At 65.8% G+C, this 16,298-nt stretch carries 15 protein-coding genes; 7 read left to right on the plus strand and 8 right to left on the minus strand.

The features are described 5' to 3' along the window. The first annotated feature begins 89 nt into the window (after positions 1 to 89). The 3 genes from G6N57_RS08790 to G6N57_RS08800 all read left to right on the plus strand — a co-directional run bounded on the left by G6N57_RS08790 (position 90) and on the right by G6N57_RS08800 (position 3,160). Positions 90 to 1,676, plus strand: coding sequence for a PE-PPE domain-containing protein (locus G6N57_RS08790; protein ID WP_077740109.1), 1,587 nt, complete (start codon positions 90 to 92; stop codon positions 1,674 to 1,676). A 75-nt stretch (positions 1,677 to 1,751) separates the two neighbouring features. Further along, positions 1,752 to 2,195, plus strand: a complete 444-nt coding sequence (locus G6N57_RS08795) for a cupin domain-containing protein (protein ID WP_077740110.1) — start codon at positions 1,752 to 1,754, stop codon at positions 2,193 to 2,195. An 86-nt stretch (positions 2,196 to 2,281) separates the two neighbouring features. Further along, positions 2,282 to 3,160 carry a glycoside hydrolase family 16 protein gene (locus G6N57_RS08800; protein WP_077740111.1) on the plus strand — a complete coding sequence of 293 codons (879 nt, stop codon included), beginning with the start codon at positions 2,282 to 2,284 and terminating at the stop codon, positions 3,158 to 3,160. 74 nt (positions 3,161 to 3,234) lie between these two features. Here the strand turns inward: G6N57_RS08800 and G6N57_RS08805 are convergent, their stop codons facing one another. Genes G6N57_RS08805 through G6N57_RS08820 form a run of 4 tightly spaced genes read right to left on the minus strand, consistent with a single transcriptional unit; the run spans position 3,235 to position 7,609 of the window. Further along, the gene (locus G6N57_RS08805; protein ID WP_077740112.1) at positions 3,235 to 4,248 is read right to left on the minus strand and encodes a zinc-binding dehydrogenase; all 1,014 of its coding nucleotides are present in this window, start codon (positions 4,246 to 4,248) and stop codon (positions 3,235 to 3,237) included. Then, complete coding sequence (gene phnE, locus G6N57_RS08810; RefSeq protein WP_077740113.1) at positions 4,224 to 5,816, minus strand: phosphonate ABC transporter, permease protein PhnE; 1,593 nt, start codon at positions 5,814 to 5,816, stop codon at positions 4,224 to 4,226. The genes G6N57_RS08805 and phnE overlap by 25 nt, the downstream gene beginning before the upstream one ends. After that, positions 5,813 to 6,625 carry a phosphonate ABC transporter ATP-binding protein gene (gene phnC / locus G6N57_RS08815; protein ID WP_077740114.1) on the minus strand — a complete coding sequence of 271 codons (813 nt, stop codon included), beginning with the start codon at positions 6,623 to 6,625 and terminating at the stop codon, positions 5,813 to 5,815. The genes phnE and phnC overlap by 4 nt, the downstream gene beginning before the upstream one ends. A gap of 6 nt (positions 6,626 to 6,631) precedes the next feature. Next, positions 6,632 to 7,609, minus strand: coding sequence for a phosphate/phosphite/phosphonate ABC transporter substrate-binding protein (locus G6N57_RS08820; protein WP_077740115.1), 978 nt, complete (start codon positions 7,607 to 7,609; stop codon positions 6,632 to 6,634). A 176-nt stretch (positions 7,610 to 7,785) separates the two neighbouring features. Between G6N57_RS08820 and G6N57_RS08825 the strand changes: the two genes are divergently transcribed. Then, entirely contained in the window at positions 7,786 to 8,502 is a 717-nt protein-coding gene (locus G6N57_RS08825) for a GntR family transcriptional regulator (protein ID WP_077740116.1), read from the plus strand. A gap of 65 nt (positions 8,503 to 8,567) precedes the next feature. On the opposite strand, the gene G6N57_RS08830 is transcribed toward G6N57_RS08825, so the two are convergent. The 3 genes from G6N57_RS08830 to G6N57_RS08840 all read right to left on the minus strand — a co-directional run bounded on the left by G6N57_RS08830 (position 8,568) and on the right by G6N57_RS08840 (position 12,443). Continuing rightward, the gene (locus tag G6N57_RS08830) at positions 8,568 to 9,422 is read right to left on the minus strand and encodes a helix-turn-helix transcriptional regulator (RefSeq protein WP_077741852.1); all 855 of its coding nucleotides are present in this window, start codon (positions 9,420 to 9,422) and stop codon (positions 8,568 to 8,570) included. 192 nt (positions 9,423 to 9,614) lie between these two features. Beyond that, positions 9,615 to 10,838: a hypothetical protein gene (locus G6N57_RS08835; RefSeq protein WP_133118306.1), complete on the minus strand. Its 1,224-nt coding sequence runs from the start codon at positions 10,836 to 10,838 to the stop codon at positions 9,615 to 9,617. Between the two features lie 186 nt (positions 10,839 to 11,024). Next, positions 11,025 to 12,443, minus strand: a complete 1,419-nt coding sequence (locus tag G6N57_RS08840; protein ID WP_133118307.1) for a hypothetical protein — start codon at positions 12,441 to 12,443, stop codon at positions 11,025 to 11,027. Positions 12,444 to 12,658: 215 nt separating this feature from the next. Here G6N57_RS08840 and G6N57_RS08845 point away from each other — a divergent pair, with 215 nt between their 5' ends. Next, on the plus strand, positions 12,659 to 13,513 hold the full coding sequence (locus G6N57_RS08845; protein ID WP_077740119.1) for a helix-turn-helix domain-containing protein: 855 nt from the start codon (positions 12,659 to 12,661) through the stop codon (positions 13,511 to 13,513). On the opposite strand, the gene G6N57_RS08850 is transcribed toward G6N57_RS08845, so the two are convergent. Further along, positions 13,514 to 14,374 (minus strand): helix-turn-helix transcriptional regulator, encoded by an 861-nt coding sequence (locus tag G6N57_RS08850; RefSeq protein WP_165777756.1) that lies wholly within the window; start codon positions 14,372 to 14,374, stop codon positions 13,514 to 13,516. A 264-nt stretch (positions 14,375 to 14,638) separates the two neighbouring features. Between G6N57_RS08850 and G6N57_RS08855 the strand changes: the two genes are divergently transcribed. Both G6N57_RS08855 and G6N57_RS08860 read left to right on the plus strand, forming a co-directional pair. Beyond that, entirely contained in the window at positions 14,639 to 15,316 is a 678-nt protein-coding gene (locus tag G6N57_RS08855; protein ID WP_077740120.1) for a VldE C-terminal domain-containing protein, read from the plus strand. A 63-nt stretch (positions 15,317 to 15,379) separates the two neighbouring features. After that, a complete protein-coding gene (locus G6N57_RS08860; protein ID WP_077740121.1) occupies positions 15,380 to 16,291 on the plus strand; it encodes a hypothetical protein in 912 nt (303 codons plus the stop codon). Positions 16,292 to 16,298 lie beyond the last annotated feature (7 nt).

The following is a 16,298-nucleotide window of genomic DNA, read 5'->3' on the forward strand; positions in this document are numbered from 1 at the left end:
AGCAGCGCTGGGACCTAGTCCGCTCGGATTGAAAAGTGTTGTGCGCATTGTCAATACAGTGAGTTGACGGCGGCGTAACGTCACCGGCCATGGTGGGAATGGGTGGGGCCAAGCCAGTTCAGAAGTTCGCGATGGTGGGTGCGGCCGCGGTCGTGGCCACGGCATTGACCGTAGGTACCGCGGTGCCGCCGGTGGCGCCTGTCGCCGAGGCTGCCTACGGGGTGTTCACCACCGGACCGTTGTTCGGTGCACTCGACGCGGTGGGTGTCGACATCAACGACCTGCTACCCGATGAGGTGCAGGCGATCCTCGACCCGCTCGGCGTGGACATCGTCAACATCCCGTCGAACTCGGTGGCCATCAACAACGCGGTCAACGACATCAGTTTTGTCGCACCGCCGCTCATCAACAGCAGGGCCGGCGTAGTGGTCGGCTTCGGCCTCGGCTCGTACCAGGCGACGCGGGCCTATCAGGCGCTGCGGTCGAGCGCGCAGGGTGATACCTGGGAAGGCTACGACGCGCTGGAGCCTGGTCCCGTCGTGTTGGGGCGACAACGCACCAACACCACCAACCTGGTTCTGGTCTTGATCCGCAACCCCAGTCGGCCCAACGGTGGTCTGTTCGCCCGGTTCGCCCCGGTTGCGGATCTGTTCGGGGTCGACACAGTGACCCCGCCGGGCGGGCGCGTGCCGGACCCGGCCACGGGCATCGACCTGAACACCGCGACAGTGGACGTCACCTGGGCCTATGACGTGCTGTCGGATGCGCCCGTCACGCTCAATCCGGTCTCATGGGCGAATTCCATTGCCGCGTCGATCTTCCTGACGAATGTGCTCGGCGGAGTCGAGATCAAGGGTGATGCTCCGAACGACGTCCTCCTGAACGTCGGCGCAATACTCGCAGGGACCCTGATCGACGTCACGCCGACCGGCGGGAGCTATTACCTGACCGCGGTGCCCAACGACCTGGCACTGCTGGAGCCCATGCGCCTGCCGGTGCGGGTGATCAACGCCGTGACGGGCTGGAATCTCGACACCCCGCTGGCTGACGCAATCCAGCCCGCGCTCCAGATCCTCGTCGACATCGGCTATTCCGACGTGGTGCGCGAGCCGGACGGGACGTACCACCGCACGTACGACACCGCGGGTGACCCGACCCCCTTGCTCTCGGAGTTCCCGTTGGACTCGCCGGCCGAGTACCTGCGGGTTCCCGGGGATGTCGCTCGTGCGCTGGTGCGTGGGTTCCGCGACGAGTTCCTGCCCGGTGCGCCCGACGCGGACGATCCGGCACCGGAAATCACTGCCCCGCTTGCTATTACGGACGCCTCGGAACCGCCGGCGCAGAAGCTCGCGCAGCCGGACGAGAAGGCGCCGGTGCAGGCGGAGGAACGGCAATCGACGCCGCTTCGCAACCCGGCGAGATCCGCGGTGAAAGACGTCCGCACGCAGGTTCGCAACGCGGCCAAGGGTGTCCGTGCACAGGTGGACAAGGCCGCCGATGACGTTCGGGCCGCGGTCAAGAAGGTGGTCCGGGGTGGCACGTCCGAGGCGGACGAGTCGAAGGCCACCGAGTCGAAGGCCACCGAGGCGAAGACCACCCAGTCGAAGCCCGCCAAGGCGAAGACCGCCGACAAGTCCGTCAGCAAGAAGTCTGCCGCTGCCTCGGCAGACGACTGACCGGCCCCGGCTCGGGGAATGTGCTGCCGAGCCATCGACTCGGCTGTACCTTTCGATCAACAATCGGGAGGCACTGTGAAGCGCATCTACGCCGTCGTCGTCGGAGCCGTCACCGCCATGTGCGTGCCGGCCGCACCGGCCGCCGCCACCCCCGCCGAGGGTGATGTGGTGCGCACCGATCTTGGTAAAGGCACCACCACCGCACCGATCTGGGTGGTGACCGCGGGCCAGCCCACCACACTGCACGTACAGGGTCTGCTGCTCAAACCGGGCGCCGGCAGCGGCTGGCACAGCCACCCCGGATGGGAGCAGTCGGTGATCAACGAGGGTGCCGTGGTGGTGCAGACGGCGGCCGACTGTGCGCCGGTGGAGTACGTCGCGGGCCAGGCGGTGATCGTTCCGGCCGGGGTGGCGCACCGGGTGACGAATGAGGGCGCGGTCGACGCCGACGTCGTGGTGACGTACACGCTGCCCGCCGACGCACCGGTGCGCGATGATGCCCCAGCCGTGTGTCCCTAGCTGCGAAAACGGATCTGGTACGCCGAAAGTTTGGGCAGGGTCGGAAATGTACGTAAGAGTTCGGTTAAGGTTCTGCTGTGCCTGAGATGGATCGTCGCAGTGTGATGTTCATGATGGGTCTGGGGGTGGCAGCGGCTGCATTGCCTGCCGGGACGGCGAATGCCGACCCGGCCCTTGGCGATAACCCGCCTGCGCCTGCCCCCGGAGCTCCCACGCCGCCCGCCGCTGCCGCAGCGCAGCCGACCTTCCTGTTTCAGGATGAGTTCAACGGCCCGGCCGGCTCTCCGCCGGACCCGGCGTGGTGGCACCTGATCCCGGAGCGCGAGACCATCAAGAACCCGGTCGAATGGGACAAGCCGTTCAACATGGGCCGCTACGTGACCGACACCGAGCACGCCTTCCAGGACGGCAAGGGCAACCTGGTGATCCGTGCGACGCGCGGTCCGGGCACCACGATCCAGGAGAAGTACGCCAGCGCCAAGGTCGTCGGCAACTGGCGCGGCGGCATCGGCACCACGTGGGAGGCCCGGGTCAAGCTCAACTGCCTGACCGACGGCGCCTGGCCCGCGTTCTGGCTCCTGAATGACGATCCGGTCCGCGGCGGCGAGGTCGACCTGGTGGAGTGGTACGGCAACCGGGACTGGCCGTCGGGCTCGACGGTGCACGCCCGGCTGGACGGCGAGTCCTTCGCCACCAACCCCCACCCGATCGACAGCGGCTGGCACACCTGGCGGATGTCGTGGACCCCGACGGGCATGTACTTCTGGAAGGACTACGCCCCGGGCATGGAGCCGTTCTTCGAGGTCCCGGCGAACTCGTTGGAGGACTGGCCCTTCAACGATCCTGGCTACACACTGGTGCCGGTGTTCAACATCGCCGTCGGTGGCTCGGGCGGTCGCGATCCGAGTGGCGGCAACTACCCCGCCGAGATGCTGGTCGACTGGATCCGCGTCTTCCAGGGCTGATTTTCTCTCGCGCCGAGACTACGGGTTATGACGTGATTTCACCGATTTCACGCCACTACCCGTAGTTTCGGCGTTTACGGGGTGATGGCCGTCCGCAGCTTGCCCGCCGGCGGGGTGCGTAGCGCCTTCTCGATGTCTTCGAGCGGCACCGGCGCGACAACGAGCGCGTCCCACGGATAGTGTTCGCGAGTTCCGTCAAGAAATTTGACGGCCTGGTGCAGGTGCCGGGGTTCGTAGTTGTGCACGCCGGTGATGGTCAGCCAGTGCCGGACAACGGTTTCCGGATCGACTGTCAACGGCGGCCCAGGGGTGACCGAGCCGGCCAGTACCAAGGTGCCGCCAATGTCGAGGCGCCCCAACGCTTCCGAAACGGCCGCGGAGGACCCGGTGTAGTCGATCGCGACGTCCACGGGGCTGCCATCAGAGCACCGGCCACCGAAACGCGCGGCCAACTCCAGACGGTCGGCATTACGGTCGACGACCTGAACATCGGCTCCGGCTGTCGCGCAGGCCGCGACGGCGGTGAGCCCGAGCATCCCCGCGCCGTTGATGAGAACCCGCTGCCCGGTCAGCTCACCGGCGGCCTCCAACGTGGCCATCACCGTCGCCGTCGCACACGCGGCCGGCGCGGCGACCGCGTCGGAAAGCGTGTCGGGGACAGCGGCGATCGTGGTGCCGCGCGGCAGCACCACGTGTGCGGCATAGGAACCCGACAATGCCCAGTCTCCGTCGAACGCCTCGTGGCCCACCTTGCGCACCGACAGGCACTTGGCGCTCAGGCCGGCCCGGCACCGCGGGCACTGACCACAGGCCACCGTCACCGACCAGATAACCCGTTGCCCGACTTGGACATCCGCCCTCTGGCCGACGGCGACGACGTCTCCGACGGCCTCGTGACCGAGGATCGACGGGCAGGCCGCGGAGCGCCGGCCCATGACGGTGTGCAGGTCGCTGCCGCATACCGTGGCGAGCCGTACCCGGACCAGGACCTCGCCGGCGCCGAGGTCGGGGACCGGCACCGTCCGCACGTCGACGCCGGAACCGGTCCACACCGCGGCCGCCGTCACACGAGGCGGGATCGGATCCATCCGGACAACCTTTCGATGGCGTAGACGATGACGAAGATGACGAGGACGATCGCGCCGGCGACGTCGAAGTTCAGCGTGCGGATCGACTCGAACAGCAGGTAGCCCACACCGCCCGCGCCGACGATGCCCAGGATGGTCGAGGTCCGCACATTCACGTCGAACAGGTACAGGCTGGATCCGACCATCGCCGGCATGGCTTGCGGAAGCACGGCGGAGAACAACGTCTTCCACCAGCCGCCGCCCACCGAGTGGACGGCCTCCAGCGGCCCGGGATCGATCTCCTCGACCGCATCGGCGACCAGTTTGGCCAAGAACCCGATCGAGCCGATGGCCAGCGCGCACGTGCCTGCGATGGGGCCGAGCCCCAACGCCGCGACGAACACCACTGCCAGGATCAGCTCAGGTACGGCCCGCACCAACAGGATCCACCCGCGCGCTGCCCAGTAGACGACCGGATGGGGAGTGACGTTGCGGGCGGCCAGGATGCCGACCGGGATCGACAGCACCACACCGATGGCCGTCGACACCACACCGATCGCGACGGTTTGACCAGCCGCGGTGAACAATTCGCTGCCCAGCGCCGAGAAATTGGGCGGGATCATCCGGGTGAACACCTCGATGGCCGGCCCCACCCAGGTGATCAGGGACAGTGGGTTGATCTTCAACACCACGAGGGCCGCGAGGCAGGTTGCGACCAGCGCACCGCCGAAAAAGAACCTGGCCGCGCGCTCAAGCGTCGGGTTCGACTGCGCGGAATCCAGCAGCATCCGCCGGATCACGATGGACAGCAGCTCCATCGCGGCGATGATCGCCAGGATGACGCAGGCGATGCCGAGGGCCCGCGGATAGATCAAGCCCCGCAAGGCATCCTGCAGCGCGAAGCCGATACCGCCGGCACCGACGAACCCGAGCACCACCGACATGCGCAGGTTGATGTCGATGCGGTAGATGAAGGTGGCGATCCAGGACGGCATGGCTTGGGGGACGACGGCGTTGAGCATCTCGCGGAAATACCCGACACCAGTGCTGCGCACCGCCTCCCGTGGGCCTGGGTCGGTCTGCTCGATGGCATCGGCGAACACCTTGCCGAGCATGCCGATGGAATGGATAGCCAGCGCGAGAATGCCCGGCAGCACGCCGATTCCGAGGGCGCGGACGAACAGGACCGCGAACAGCAGGTCGGGCATGGCCCGGCAGAACGTGATGATCGCCCGGGCCACGGCCTGCACAGCGGGGTGCGGAGTGGTGTTGCGGGCGGCCAGAAACGCGAGCGGCACTGAGGCGATCGCGGCGAGCACTGTTCCCAGCACCGCCATCAACAGCGTCTCGACGGCCAGCCCACCGATGCGCCCCGGATCATCGAGCCGGGGCGGAATCATCCGTTCCAGCAGCGCCGCAACCTCGTCGAGCCCGTCCAGCAGGGTTCCCGGCGCGAAGTCGATGGACCAGGCCGCGACGAGGGTGGCCAGCACTGCGCCTACCGCGACCAGGTGCAGCAGCCCGGGCAGCGGACTGCGTACGGGCGTGGGAGGCGCGGGTGTCGGACGTTCGGTCAGATCGGTACTCACGAGGGACGGGCCGCCGAACGAGATGTGGGGTCGACGCGTTGGTAGATCTCCATGACGTCGTCGCGGGTCATCCCGACCGCGGGCCGGTCCAGGATCTTCTGGCCGCTGCGCAGGCCGACGAGGCGGTGCGCCCAGCCGAGTGCGAGGTCCACCTGGTGCAGCGTGCAGACCACGGTCAGCTTCTCCTCGATGCAGACCCGGAACAGCAGATCCATGACCACACCGGCGTTTTCGGGATCGAGTGAGGCGACCGGCTCATCGGCCAGCAGCAGGCCGGGTTTCTGCATCAGGGTGCGGGCGATCGCGACCCGCTGCTGTTGGCCACCGGAGAGGGTGTCGGCGCGCCGGTCGGCGTAGTCGGCCAGGCCGACGCGGTCCAGATAGCTCAGGGCTTCGGCGCGCATCGCCTTGGGGTAGGTCAGTGCGCCGTAGCGGGGGAGCCGCAGCTGCCCGAGCCCGCCGATCAGCACGTTCTCCAGGCAGCTCAGCCGCCCGACCAGATTGAAGTGCTGGAACACGAACCCCACGTTGCGGCGCAGGGCGCGAAGCTGTTTGGCCGAGGCCCGATCGACGTGGGTGCCGCCGACCTCGACACTGCCGGAGGTGACGGGGTGCAACCCGTTGAGGCAGCGCAGCAGGGTGGACTTACCCGACCCGGACAGGCCGAGCAGCACCAGCATCTCGCTGCGTCGCACCTCGAGGCTGACGTGGTCGAGCGCCAGGGTGTCACCGAAGCGTTTGGTGACGTCCTTGGCGATGACGACCAGATCGTCGCCCGCGACGGGATGGTGGGGCCCATTGATGCTCACGGGTTTTCAGCCCTTGCACTTCTCGGAGCCGGTGACGTCGCAGACGTGGCGCACGCCGCTGTAATCCGAATCCTGGACCGGGACGAAGCCCCAGGCCCGCTCGTCGGTGATCCGGCAGGCGTCGCCCTGGCAGAAGCCTTCAGCCTCCAGGTTGGGCACGTTGACCTTGTCGGCGAACAGGGCCTTGAGCTTGCCGATGGCCTCGGGGCCCAGGGCGTCGTTGGCGGCGAACACCGATCCGGCGATCATCTCCGACTTCCACACCGTCTTGAGCTGGCCGGGTTTGAGATCGCCCTTGGCGATCATGGTCTTGTCGACCATGGTGTCGAAGGCGAAGCCGGCGTCGCAGTCACCGTTGGCGATTGCCAGCGCGGAGGAGTCGTGGCCCCCGGCGAAGATCGGGGACATCGCCTTTGAAAGGTCGCCCTCGGCGCCGGATTTGATCACGCCGGCTTCGATGAGGCCGGCCGTCGGGTAGAGGAATCCCGACGTCGAGCTCGGATCGACGAAGCACACCTTCTTGCCGGCAAAGTCCTTGAGGCCGTTGACGTTCGCCTCGTCCGCGCGGGCCAGGCCGTAAGACTGATAGCCAGGCTTGGCGCCCTGCTCCTGGATCACCGCACCAACCGGCGTGATCTTGGCGCCGTTGACGCCGGCGACTACGTAGGCGAACGGGCCGAAGAAAGCGAGGTCGACGTTGTTGGCGATGATGCCCTCGACCACGCCGGCGTAATCGGAGGCCTGCACGAACTCGACCTTGGCGCCGGTCTCCTTCTCCAGCAGCTTGATCAGCGGCTGGTAGCTGGCCTTGAGGTCGGTGGAGTTCTCGGCCGGGATGGCGGCGAGGGTGAGGGTTTCCGGGAAACCCTGGGCGGTCCTGGCGTCGGAGTTGTCGGAACTCGAACAGCCGGACAATACGAGGGCCGCGCTGGCGGTTGCCACGGCAGCGATGCGGGCAGGCTGACAAAGGGTGCGGAACTTCATGGCGCGGAGGACCTTTCGGGCGGGGACGTTTGACGGGCAGTGCGCGAGCGGGGGTGCGCAACTGCCCTGCCCCACACCCTGTGGGTTGGTCTATACCAGCGGGTGCATCGAAGTTGGCGAGAAGGTTAACAACTCGGCAAGTCTTGGTCTATACCAAGACTTGGTACTGTGGGCGGGTGGCCGCGAGCGCAGAACCGAGGGTTCTCAAGCATCAGGTTGTCCGCGCGCAGCTGGAGCGACTGCTCGACGACCTGGAGGTCGGTGACCCGTTCCCGGCCGAGCGGGAAATCGCGGAACGATTCGATGTCGCCCGCGAGACGGTCCGGCAGGCGTTGCGAGAGTTGTTGCTGGCCGGGCGTATTGAACGCCGAGGCCGGACGACCATCGTGGCCCGGCCCAAGATCCTGCAGCCGCTGTCCATGGGGTCCTACACCGAGGCCGCCAAGGAGCAGGGCCGCAGCGGCGGTCGCATCCTGGTCGGCTGGAGCGATCTGATCGCCGACGACATCCTGGCCGCGCAGCTCGCGATCAAGGTCGGCGCGCCCATCCTGCAGCTCGAGCGGGTGCTGACGACCGACGGCATCCGCGTCGGCCTGGAAACCACCAAGCTGCCGGCTTTCCGCTACCCGGGATTGCGAGAGACCTTCGACTACCGGGATTCGCTCTACGCCGAGATCCGCAGCCGCGGGATTCATTTCGCGCGAACCGTCGACACCATCGAGACCGCGCTGCCGGACTCACGCGAATCGGCACTGCTCACCGTCGACAGCCGGACCCCGATGTTTCTGCTCAACCGGGTGTCCTACGACCAGGACGGCATTCCGATCGAGCAGCGGCGCTCGCTGTATCGGGGTGACAGGATGACATTCACCGCGGTGATGACCGCGCCGTAGCGATCGCGCACCGCAGTTGGCGACGACGTGCCGGCTGCGTGGCGGCCCGTCCGTCGGCTCTGGGATCAGGAACCGCCGCGGTAGGCGCGGGGTGACACCCCGATGCGGTGCCGGAAGGCGGTGGAGAAGTGGCCCGGGCTTGAGAACCCGACTGCCGCACTGATGTCAGCGACCGGGCGCGTGGTGTTCCGCAGCAGGAACTTGGCACGTTCGAACCGTCGGTCCAGCAGGTATTGGTATGGCGTGGTGTGAAACGCGGCGCGGAATGCCGTAATGAACACCCCCACCGGCATTTTCGCCTGCTGCGCCATCGTTGCGAGAGTGATGTCCGAATCGATGCTGTCTTCGAGAAACTCGATAATCTTCGCGCGGGTAGTCGCATCGAGAGTGTCGGGCCGGCGCTCGACCGCCGGTGGTGGGTCCACCGTGCACATCTTGGTGAGGACCCGCCTCAGCGTTTCGCCGACCGAGTCGGTGAGCAGGCGAGCTGGGGCGTCGTTGCGATCGGCGAAGGCGTAGATGCGCTCGACCATCTGATGGATCAAGGGGTTGCGGTGCTTGATCCGCGGTATCAGTGTCGTTGCGCCGAGCAGGTAACTGGGAACGGCGATCTCGCAGTATTCGGCGGTGTCGCCTTCGACAAGCGCCGCACACTTGTCGCCGGCCGGCACCAGCCACATGTCGCCCACCTCAGGAACGCCCCGGCCCGATGGCCCCCAGTCCAAGTCGGTTTCCATGGAACGCAGCGACCCAGCGCGGTGGACGAAGACCAGGTGACGGGTGTCGTCGCGACAGCACCAGTCCGTTGCGGTGTGAATCTGCTCGGTGGCGAATCTGACGGACAGACCTGCGGTGGCCACGAGGGTCTCGCCCAACACGATGCGCCGGGTCTGGGGCCGGTCGTCATTCCAGGGCTTCATCGCCACCCGCACAACCTCCGGTGCGATCTACGGCTGCGTCAATCTGGGCACGAACAGTAGCGGGCGGAGGCGAGCGGGGAGGCATTTTTCAATTTAAAAGCTGCATCGCGGATGCGTGGGGTCATGTCGTCGCGGTCAATGAGGAGTGGTGCGTAGCCCCCACCTCGGCGGGCAAGGGCCACGCTGGCGCCGCTACTTGGAATCGCCCGAACTTCCGGGACTGGCGCCCTTGTCGTTGGGTGCGCTGGTGGCCTTCTTCTCAGGTTTGGCCAGTGCCTTCTTGACGCCCTCGCCAATCTTGTTGACGGTAGCCGAGATTCCGTCGCGGACACCCGAGGTCACCCGAGCTGCCTGCTTACTCGTGCTGCCGAGACTGCTGACCTTGCTGGGTGCAGCAACCAAGCTCTGGCGGACGAGGGAACTCCTTGCTTGCTTGGCAGGTATGGGAGCAACACCATCTGCCGCAGTTGGGTCAACAGAATTCGCACTAGGCTCTGGCGCGGCTGGAGTCGGATCCATAGACAGTGTGAGAGTCGAAGCAGCTGCAGCGTCCGGCACTGTCGAGATACGCGCTAACTCGGGGAAAGTGATCGGCGGCGCCGGTTTCCCGATGGCTTCCGCAGCGTGCTCCTGCCAGTTGATTATGGCCCTGATCGGCCCATCCTCGCCCAGCAGCCCACTCTTCCCGAATGGTGCGTACCCGTTGAGCGCAGCACCGATCAACGCAGCAGGGGCATTTAACGCAACACTTGCTGCGGTCTCGATATCACCGGCTTGGACCGCATCGACGATCCCTTGAGCGCTGTCCTGAAGAGCCCCTTTGATACTGCCCAGCGTGCCGAAGGCGAAATTCATTCCGGCGCCTGCAACAAGACCCGGCAGTTCGGCGACGAACTTCTGAATATTCTCCGCTGTCGTGTTCACGACGCCATAGGTCTGTAGCAGCGGGAAGCCGATCAAGAAGGCGGGGAACACGATCAGGCCGCTATAGATGCTGTCGATCGCGCTCCGGACATCTCCGGCTGCGGCCTGACTGAGCGCCTTCTGCAGGAACCCCGGGATGCTGGACGGGTTACTGGGATCCAGCAGGGTGCCGATGTTGGTGGCTACAGTCTGCCCGATACCGGCCAGCGTGGTGGCGTTCGCCGTCTGATTGGCGATCACCTGACGCAGGATCGGGGCCGGGTTGTCGACAACAGCCTGCCCCAGGGCGCCGGCGTTTGTGAAGGCCGTCGTAATTACGGCCGCCCACGTCTCCAGCGGGTTGGTGAATGCCGAGAGTTCGACCGAGGCTTGCGAGGGTAGTGCAGGCAGGTGGACCTCCGGCGGCGGAGCCGCAACGGGGGTGACGGCGATGACGCCGGCGCCGACGAGGGCGACGCCGGCGGTTACATAGGGCCGCAGAGCGAGGTTCAACTCGGTCTCCTTCGGTTCAGATGAGGGCATCAGCTGTGGCTGACTGGCCGAAAATACGGACTGATCCGAAAGCGCGCATTCACATTCTTTTCGGCTTGCGAAATATTCCGGTCGGGGATTCGGCGGGCCTGATGCCCAACGCAATCGGCCCACTCCCGGGCGAGGAGTGGGCTGATTGTGTTGTCGCTATTTGGCGTCGCCCGAACTGTCAGAAGCAGTGCTGCCTGTATCGGGCTTCTCCGCCTTGGCAGGTTTGGCGAATGCCTTCTTCACGCTGTCGCCAATCTTCTTAGCTGTGGCTGAGATTCGGTCTCCCACTGCCGAGGCCGTTTTGGCCTCAAGATTGTGGGTTGTGCCGAGAACGCCGGTCTGGCCGGGAACGGAGACCAAGCTTCCTCGGACCAGCGGAACCGCTGCTCCCTTGGACAGGTCGGGTGTGTGGGTCGCAGTCGGAGCTGCAGTCGTCGTCTCGGGTGCAGCTGATGCCGAAACAGCCGCGGTGGCAACGACGTCAGTCGGCGGTGCAGGCTCCCGGTTAGTCGAGGTGGGCGCTGGGTCGGTCGACAGGGTTATTGTCGCCGATGAGGCTGGGGCCGTCGACGCTTCTGCGGGTGCGAGTGCAATTGGTGGCTTCGGCTTCGGCTTTCCGATCGCTCGTGCGATAGTTTCCGTGGCTCTCAAGAAGCTGTTGATCGGGCCGTACTTGCCTAGCATCCCGCTGTCGCCCCAGGATGAGTATCCGTTCAGCATCGCGCCGGCCATCACTGCGGGGAAGTTGATGGCGATGCTCGCCGCGGTTTCGACGTCACCCGCCTTGACGGCATCGACGATTCCTTGAGCGCTGTCAGCCAGCACCATAGTGACGGCGCTCATCATGCCGTTGAGGAACGCTTGGCCCGGACTGACAACGAGGCCCGGCAATGCCGTGACGAATTTGCCAAAGTTTGTAGCTGTGCTGGAGGCGGCGTCGCCGAGTTCCAGCGCTGTGATGAGCTTTCCGAGGTCCTTGGCTGGGCTGGCGACCAGTGGATCCCAGAGGGTCAGTGCGGAGAATCCCAGTTGGCTCACCGGTGCGTTGATGAGCGCCAACCATGCATACGTGATCGCATCGTCAACCTCGCCCGCCGCAAGATAGCTGAAGGCCGTTTGGAGTCGAGTCACCGAAGAGTACGGGTTGTTCGGATCCAACAGGCCCTGCGCGGCGGTAACCAACGACTGCAAAATGGTGCCAACTTGCGTTGCATTCGCCATCCGATTGGCGATGATCTGCTGCACCACGGCGCCGACCTGCTGCCAATCGGGATCGAAACTGCCGATCGGCTTCGATGCGTTAGCGGTCTGGTTGGCGATGATCTGCCGCAAGATGGGGAAAGGATTGTTTGCGAACGTCTGACCGAGGGCGTCGGCGTTCGTGGCTGCTTTGGTCAGTACTGCAGTCCACGTATCGAGCGGGTTGGTGAAGGCCGACAGCTCGACCGAGGCCTGCGAGGGTAGCGCGGGCAAATGGACGTCCTGGGCTGGTGGAGCTAGGGGCGTGGCGGCGATGACGCCGACGCCGACGAGGGCTATCCCCGCGGTTGCATATTGCCGTAGAGCGAGGTTCAACTCGGTCTCCTTCGGTTCGGATGAGGGCGTCAGCTGTGGCTGACTGGCCGAAAATACGGAGAGACCCGCGGACGCGCATTCACATTCTTTTCGGCTTGCGAAATATTCCGGTCATGGCCGTCGACGTGCGGCAAGTCGAGCTAAACGGTCGGTTTCAGGACTTAAGGGGCGTAGCCTGACGCCGTCCGTTCTCGTTGTGCCTAGGGGTTGTTCGGATGGGTATGAAGCCGTGGGATGGTGACCGGCCGCTGACTCCGCGCATCGTTCTGGAACAGAAGGACGTCGTGGCGCGCGGGCTGTCGTTCACGTTCGGGACGGAACAGATATCGGCTCCCACGGACTGGTGCAGTTTCAGCGACACCGATCATCTGGTTTACGTATACCGCGGCGGCACAATGCATTCGATGAAGACCGCACTTGATTGGGGCCCGTCCGGGCAGGTGCCGCCGACGGTGGGGGACGTCTGGTGGAAACCGGCCGGGGTGTCCTGCGCGGCGCTGGTTCAGGGTGACGTGGCGGGATATTGCGAGATCGCCATCCCGCGCCGGATGATCGGTGACACCGCTTTGCTCCCGCGGATCAAGTACCGGGATCCCCTGATGCACTACCTGGTCGAGGAGATCTACAGTGTCGCCGATCGTGACGACGCCGTAGCTCGGTTGCTCACCGATTCCGTCACCGAGACCATGCGCCTGCTGATCAGGGACAAGTACACCGAGGCGCCGCCGCGGGAACGCGAACACCGGACCTTGGGCATCGCTGAGCGCAAGATGCTGGTGGACTACCTCAACGACAGCCTCGACTCCGATATTCACCTCGACGCCCTGGCCGAGTTGACCGGGATGCCCGTCCATGGATTCATCGGTGCGTTCCGCCGGGCGTTTCACACCACGCCGTACCAGTTCTTGCTCGACCTGCGGATCGACCGTGCCAAGATGCTCTTGGCGACAACCTCGCGAACTGTCTCGGAAATCGCTTCCGCAGTGGGCTTTTCGACACCAAGTCACTTCGCGAACGCATTCCGGCGGCGGGTGGGTATTTCGCCGAGCGGTTACCGTCAGGGTTCTTGATCAGCAACGGTCGCGATAGGCGCTCGGCGAGACCCCGACGCGTCGTCGAAATGCGGTGGCGAAATGATTCGGCGTCGAGAACCCCACCATCGCACTGATTTCGGTGACCGTTCGCGGTGTGGTCTGCAGCAGTGTCTTGGCGCGCTCGATCCGTCGATCCAACAGGAACTGGTACGGCGTGGTGTGAAACGCCGCCCGGAACGCCTTGATGAAGCCCCCGACCGACATTTTCGCCTGCTGCGCAAGCGCTTCCAGGGTGATCTCGGAGTCCATGCTGTCCTCGAGGAACGCGATCAGCTTGGATCGCGCGGCGGGATCGAGGCCGTCGGTCCGGTGCTCTGTGCGGCTCGGGGTGACTTCGGTGTAGTTGTCGGTGATCAGCAGTCGCAGGGTTTCCCCGATCGACTCCGTGAGCAGACGGGCGAGGGCGTCGTCGCGATCGGCCACGGCGTGGATGCGCTCGACCATCTGATGGATCAGCGGGTCGTGATGCTTGACGCGGGGAACCAACGTCGTCTCGCCGAGCAGGTGATCGGGGATCGCGATCTCGCAGTACCCCGCGGTGTCCCCTTCGACCAGTGACGAACATTTGTCGCCGGCCGGCACCACCCAAACGTCGCCCACGCTCGGAAGCGCCCGGCCCGACGGGCCCCAGTCCAGGTCGGTCTCCATCGACCGCAGGCGGCCGGCGCGGTGCACGAAGACCAGGTGGCGGGTGTCATCGAAGCAGCACCAGTCGGTTGTGTTGTCGATCTGTTCGGTGGCGAATCGCAGGGACAGGCCGCGGGTGGACACAGCCCGCTCGCCCAACACCAGGCGTCGGGTAAGCGGCCGGTCGTCGTTCCACAGCTTCATCGCCATACGAGACAACCTCCTGGGCGATTTGCGGCGGCGTAAATCTGGACAGGAGCGTAGCGACGGCGCGCTAACCGAGTGGGTGTTTTTGAATTGAAAGACCTATCACCGCGGTGATCCGCCTCTTAGAAAGGTCGGGCGTCCGTGACCAATTCGTGACATTTGACCTGCGCAAACACGCCGCAAATGTGCTTGACAGTCATTTAAGGAAACTCTCAGAACAGGGAGGCGGTTGCTGCAACGCCCCGATAGTGCCCGTAAGGTGCCCGTGTGGGCCGACACGCATTAGCCAGCCCCAGTCAGCGCAAACTGCCGGCTGTAGCGGCTGCGATCATCGCGCCGGTCGCTGCGTTCTTCGCCAGTGCCAGTGGTGCTCCTTCATCCCCATTTTCCGACGCTGCCAAACCTGTCGCGGCTCCTGCACCCCCCGAGCCGGCCTGCTGCATGGAGATCGTGGCCGCCCCGGCATCCGCGTCGACCGCCGTCGCGCAGACCGTGGGCTTGAGCGCAAACCAGGCGGCACCCGGCACGGCGTCGCGCTGGCGCGTCATCAACATCCCGCAGCTGCTGCCCGTCGGCGACGCCCCCGAACGGGGCCTGCAGGTCAAGACGATCCTGGCGTCCCGCGCGGTGAGCGCCGACTTCCCAGAGATCCGCGACATCGGCGGAGTCCGGCCGGATGCGCTGCGCTGGCACCCCAACGGCCTGGCCCTCGACGTGATGATCCCCAACCCCAGCAGTGCCCACGGCATCGAGCTCGGCAACCGGATCGTCGCCTACGCCCTGAAGAATGCCGACCGCTTCGCCCTGCAGGATGCCATCTGGCGGGGCACCTATTACACGCCTGACGGCGGGGCCAAGGCCGGCGGCTACGGCCACTACGACCACGTCCACCTCACCACCAAGGGTGGCGGCTACCCGACCGGCGGCGAGCTCTACCTGCGCTGAGCCGTGGCGTGTCCCAAGGCCAGGGAGCCCTGCGCCGCTTAGATTCGCGTCGTGGCGCGCAGAATGTCGTTCCGCCGGGCTCGGTCGGTGATGAGCGCCGAGATCGCCGCGATCCGCCGCACCGATCCTGACCTCGACGCCGGTGACATCGCCGGATTCACCCTGCCGATCCTGGTGCGCGCCCTGGGTGTGGTGGCCATCGGCTTGGTGCCGCTGCTGGTGGTCCGCAACGGGGAGACCGCGAACGAACAGCTGGTCCCTGTCATCGGCTCGCTGGCGCTGGTGATCATCTGTGCGGCCGTAGTGGCCTGGCTGATCTCGATCGTCATCTCCGGGCTGGTGGTGATGATCCTGTACCGGACCCGGCCTGCCTCCTCCTCGCGGCTGGTGATGCGCATCCTCACCGACTCCTTCATGCGCATCGACGACTCCACCTCGGCGCTGATGCTGCTGGCCCTGCTGGCCGGCCTGCTGTCGCTGGCGTTCGGGCTGCCGACCCGCAGCGGCGATGAGTTGGCCAACTCGGTGCTCGACGACCTGCTGGCGGCCCAGATCGGGGTGCTGCTGGTGGCGCTCGGCTTCGCGTTCGTCGCCGAATCGATCCGCTCAGCCGCCGACATCGTCGACGACCAGTCGCTGCTGCTGGCCTGGCCGTGGGCGTTGATCATCGCGTCGCTGAGTTGGGTGCTGGCCACCGTCGTGGGGCCGTTCGAAGCAACCCGCATGCTGACCATCCTGTTGCACGAATGGTTACCCGCCGTCGTGGACGATCGGCCCAGCGCCCAGGTGATCGCCGAACTGGTTCCGCCGTCGGCGCGGTGGTGGGTGGCGTTCGGTCCGCTGCCGATCATCGCCGCGATCTGGGCTTACGAGGCATACCGGCGTGGCGGATTCATCGCGATCCGGCGGTTTTTCGAAGACGACGGGCCTTCCGTTCCGGACGCTCCCCGCGACAGCGACGAACCCGCGGGTTAGCCTTCGC

Source organism: Mycolicibacterium boenickei, assembly GCF_010731295.1.
GTDB classification, from domain to species: Bacteria; Actinomycetota; Actinomycetes; order Mycobacteriales; family Mycobacteriaceae; genus Mycobacterium; species Mycobacterium boenickei.

Coding starts and splice junctions, on each gene's coding strand:
- G6N57_RS08830 (WP_077741852.1), bottom strand. CDS start 9,422: ATGAAGCCCTGGAATGACGACCGGCCCCAGACCCGGCGCATCGTGTTG.
- G6N57_RS08805 (WP_077740112.1), bottom strand. CDS start 4,248: ATGGATCCGATCCCGCCTCGTGTGACGGCGGCCGCGGTGTGGACCGGT.
- G6N57_RS08850 (WP_165777756.1), bottom strand. CDS start 14,374: ATGGCGATGAAGCTGTGGAACGACGACCGGCCGCTTACCCGACGCCTG.
- G6N57_RS08860 (WP_077740121.1), top strand. CDS start 15,380: ATGTCGTTCCGCCGGGCTCGGTCGGTGATGAGCGCCGAGATCGCCGCG.
- G6N57_RS08790 (WP_077740109.1), top strand. CDS start 90: ATGGTGGGAATGGGTGGGGCCAAGCCAGTTCAGAAGTTCGCGATGGTG.
- G6N57_RS08820 (WP_077740115.1), bottom strand. CDS start 7,609: ATGAAGTTCCGCACCCTTTGTCAGCCTGCCCGCATCGCTGCCGTGGCA.
- G6N57_RS08800 (WP_077740111.1), top strand. CDS start 2,282: ATGGATCGTCGCAGTGTGATGTTCATGATGGGTCTGGGGGTGGCAGCG.
- G6N57_RS08845 (WP_077740119.1), top strand. CDS start 12,659: ATGGGTATGAAGCCGTGGGATGGTGACCGGCCGCTGACTCCGCGCATC.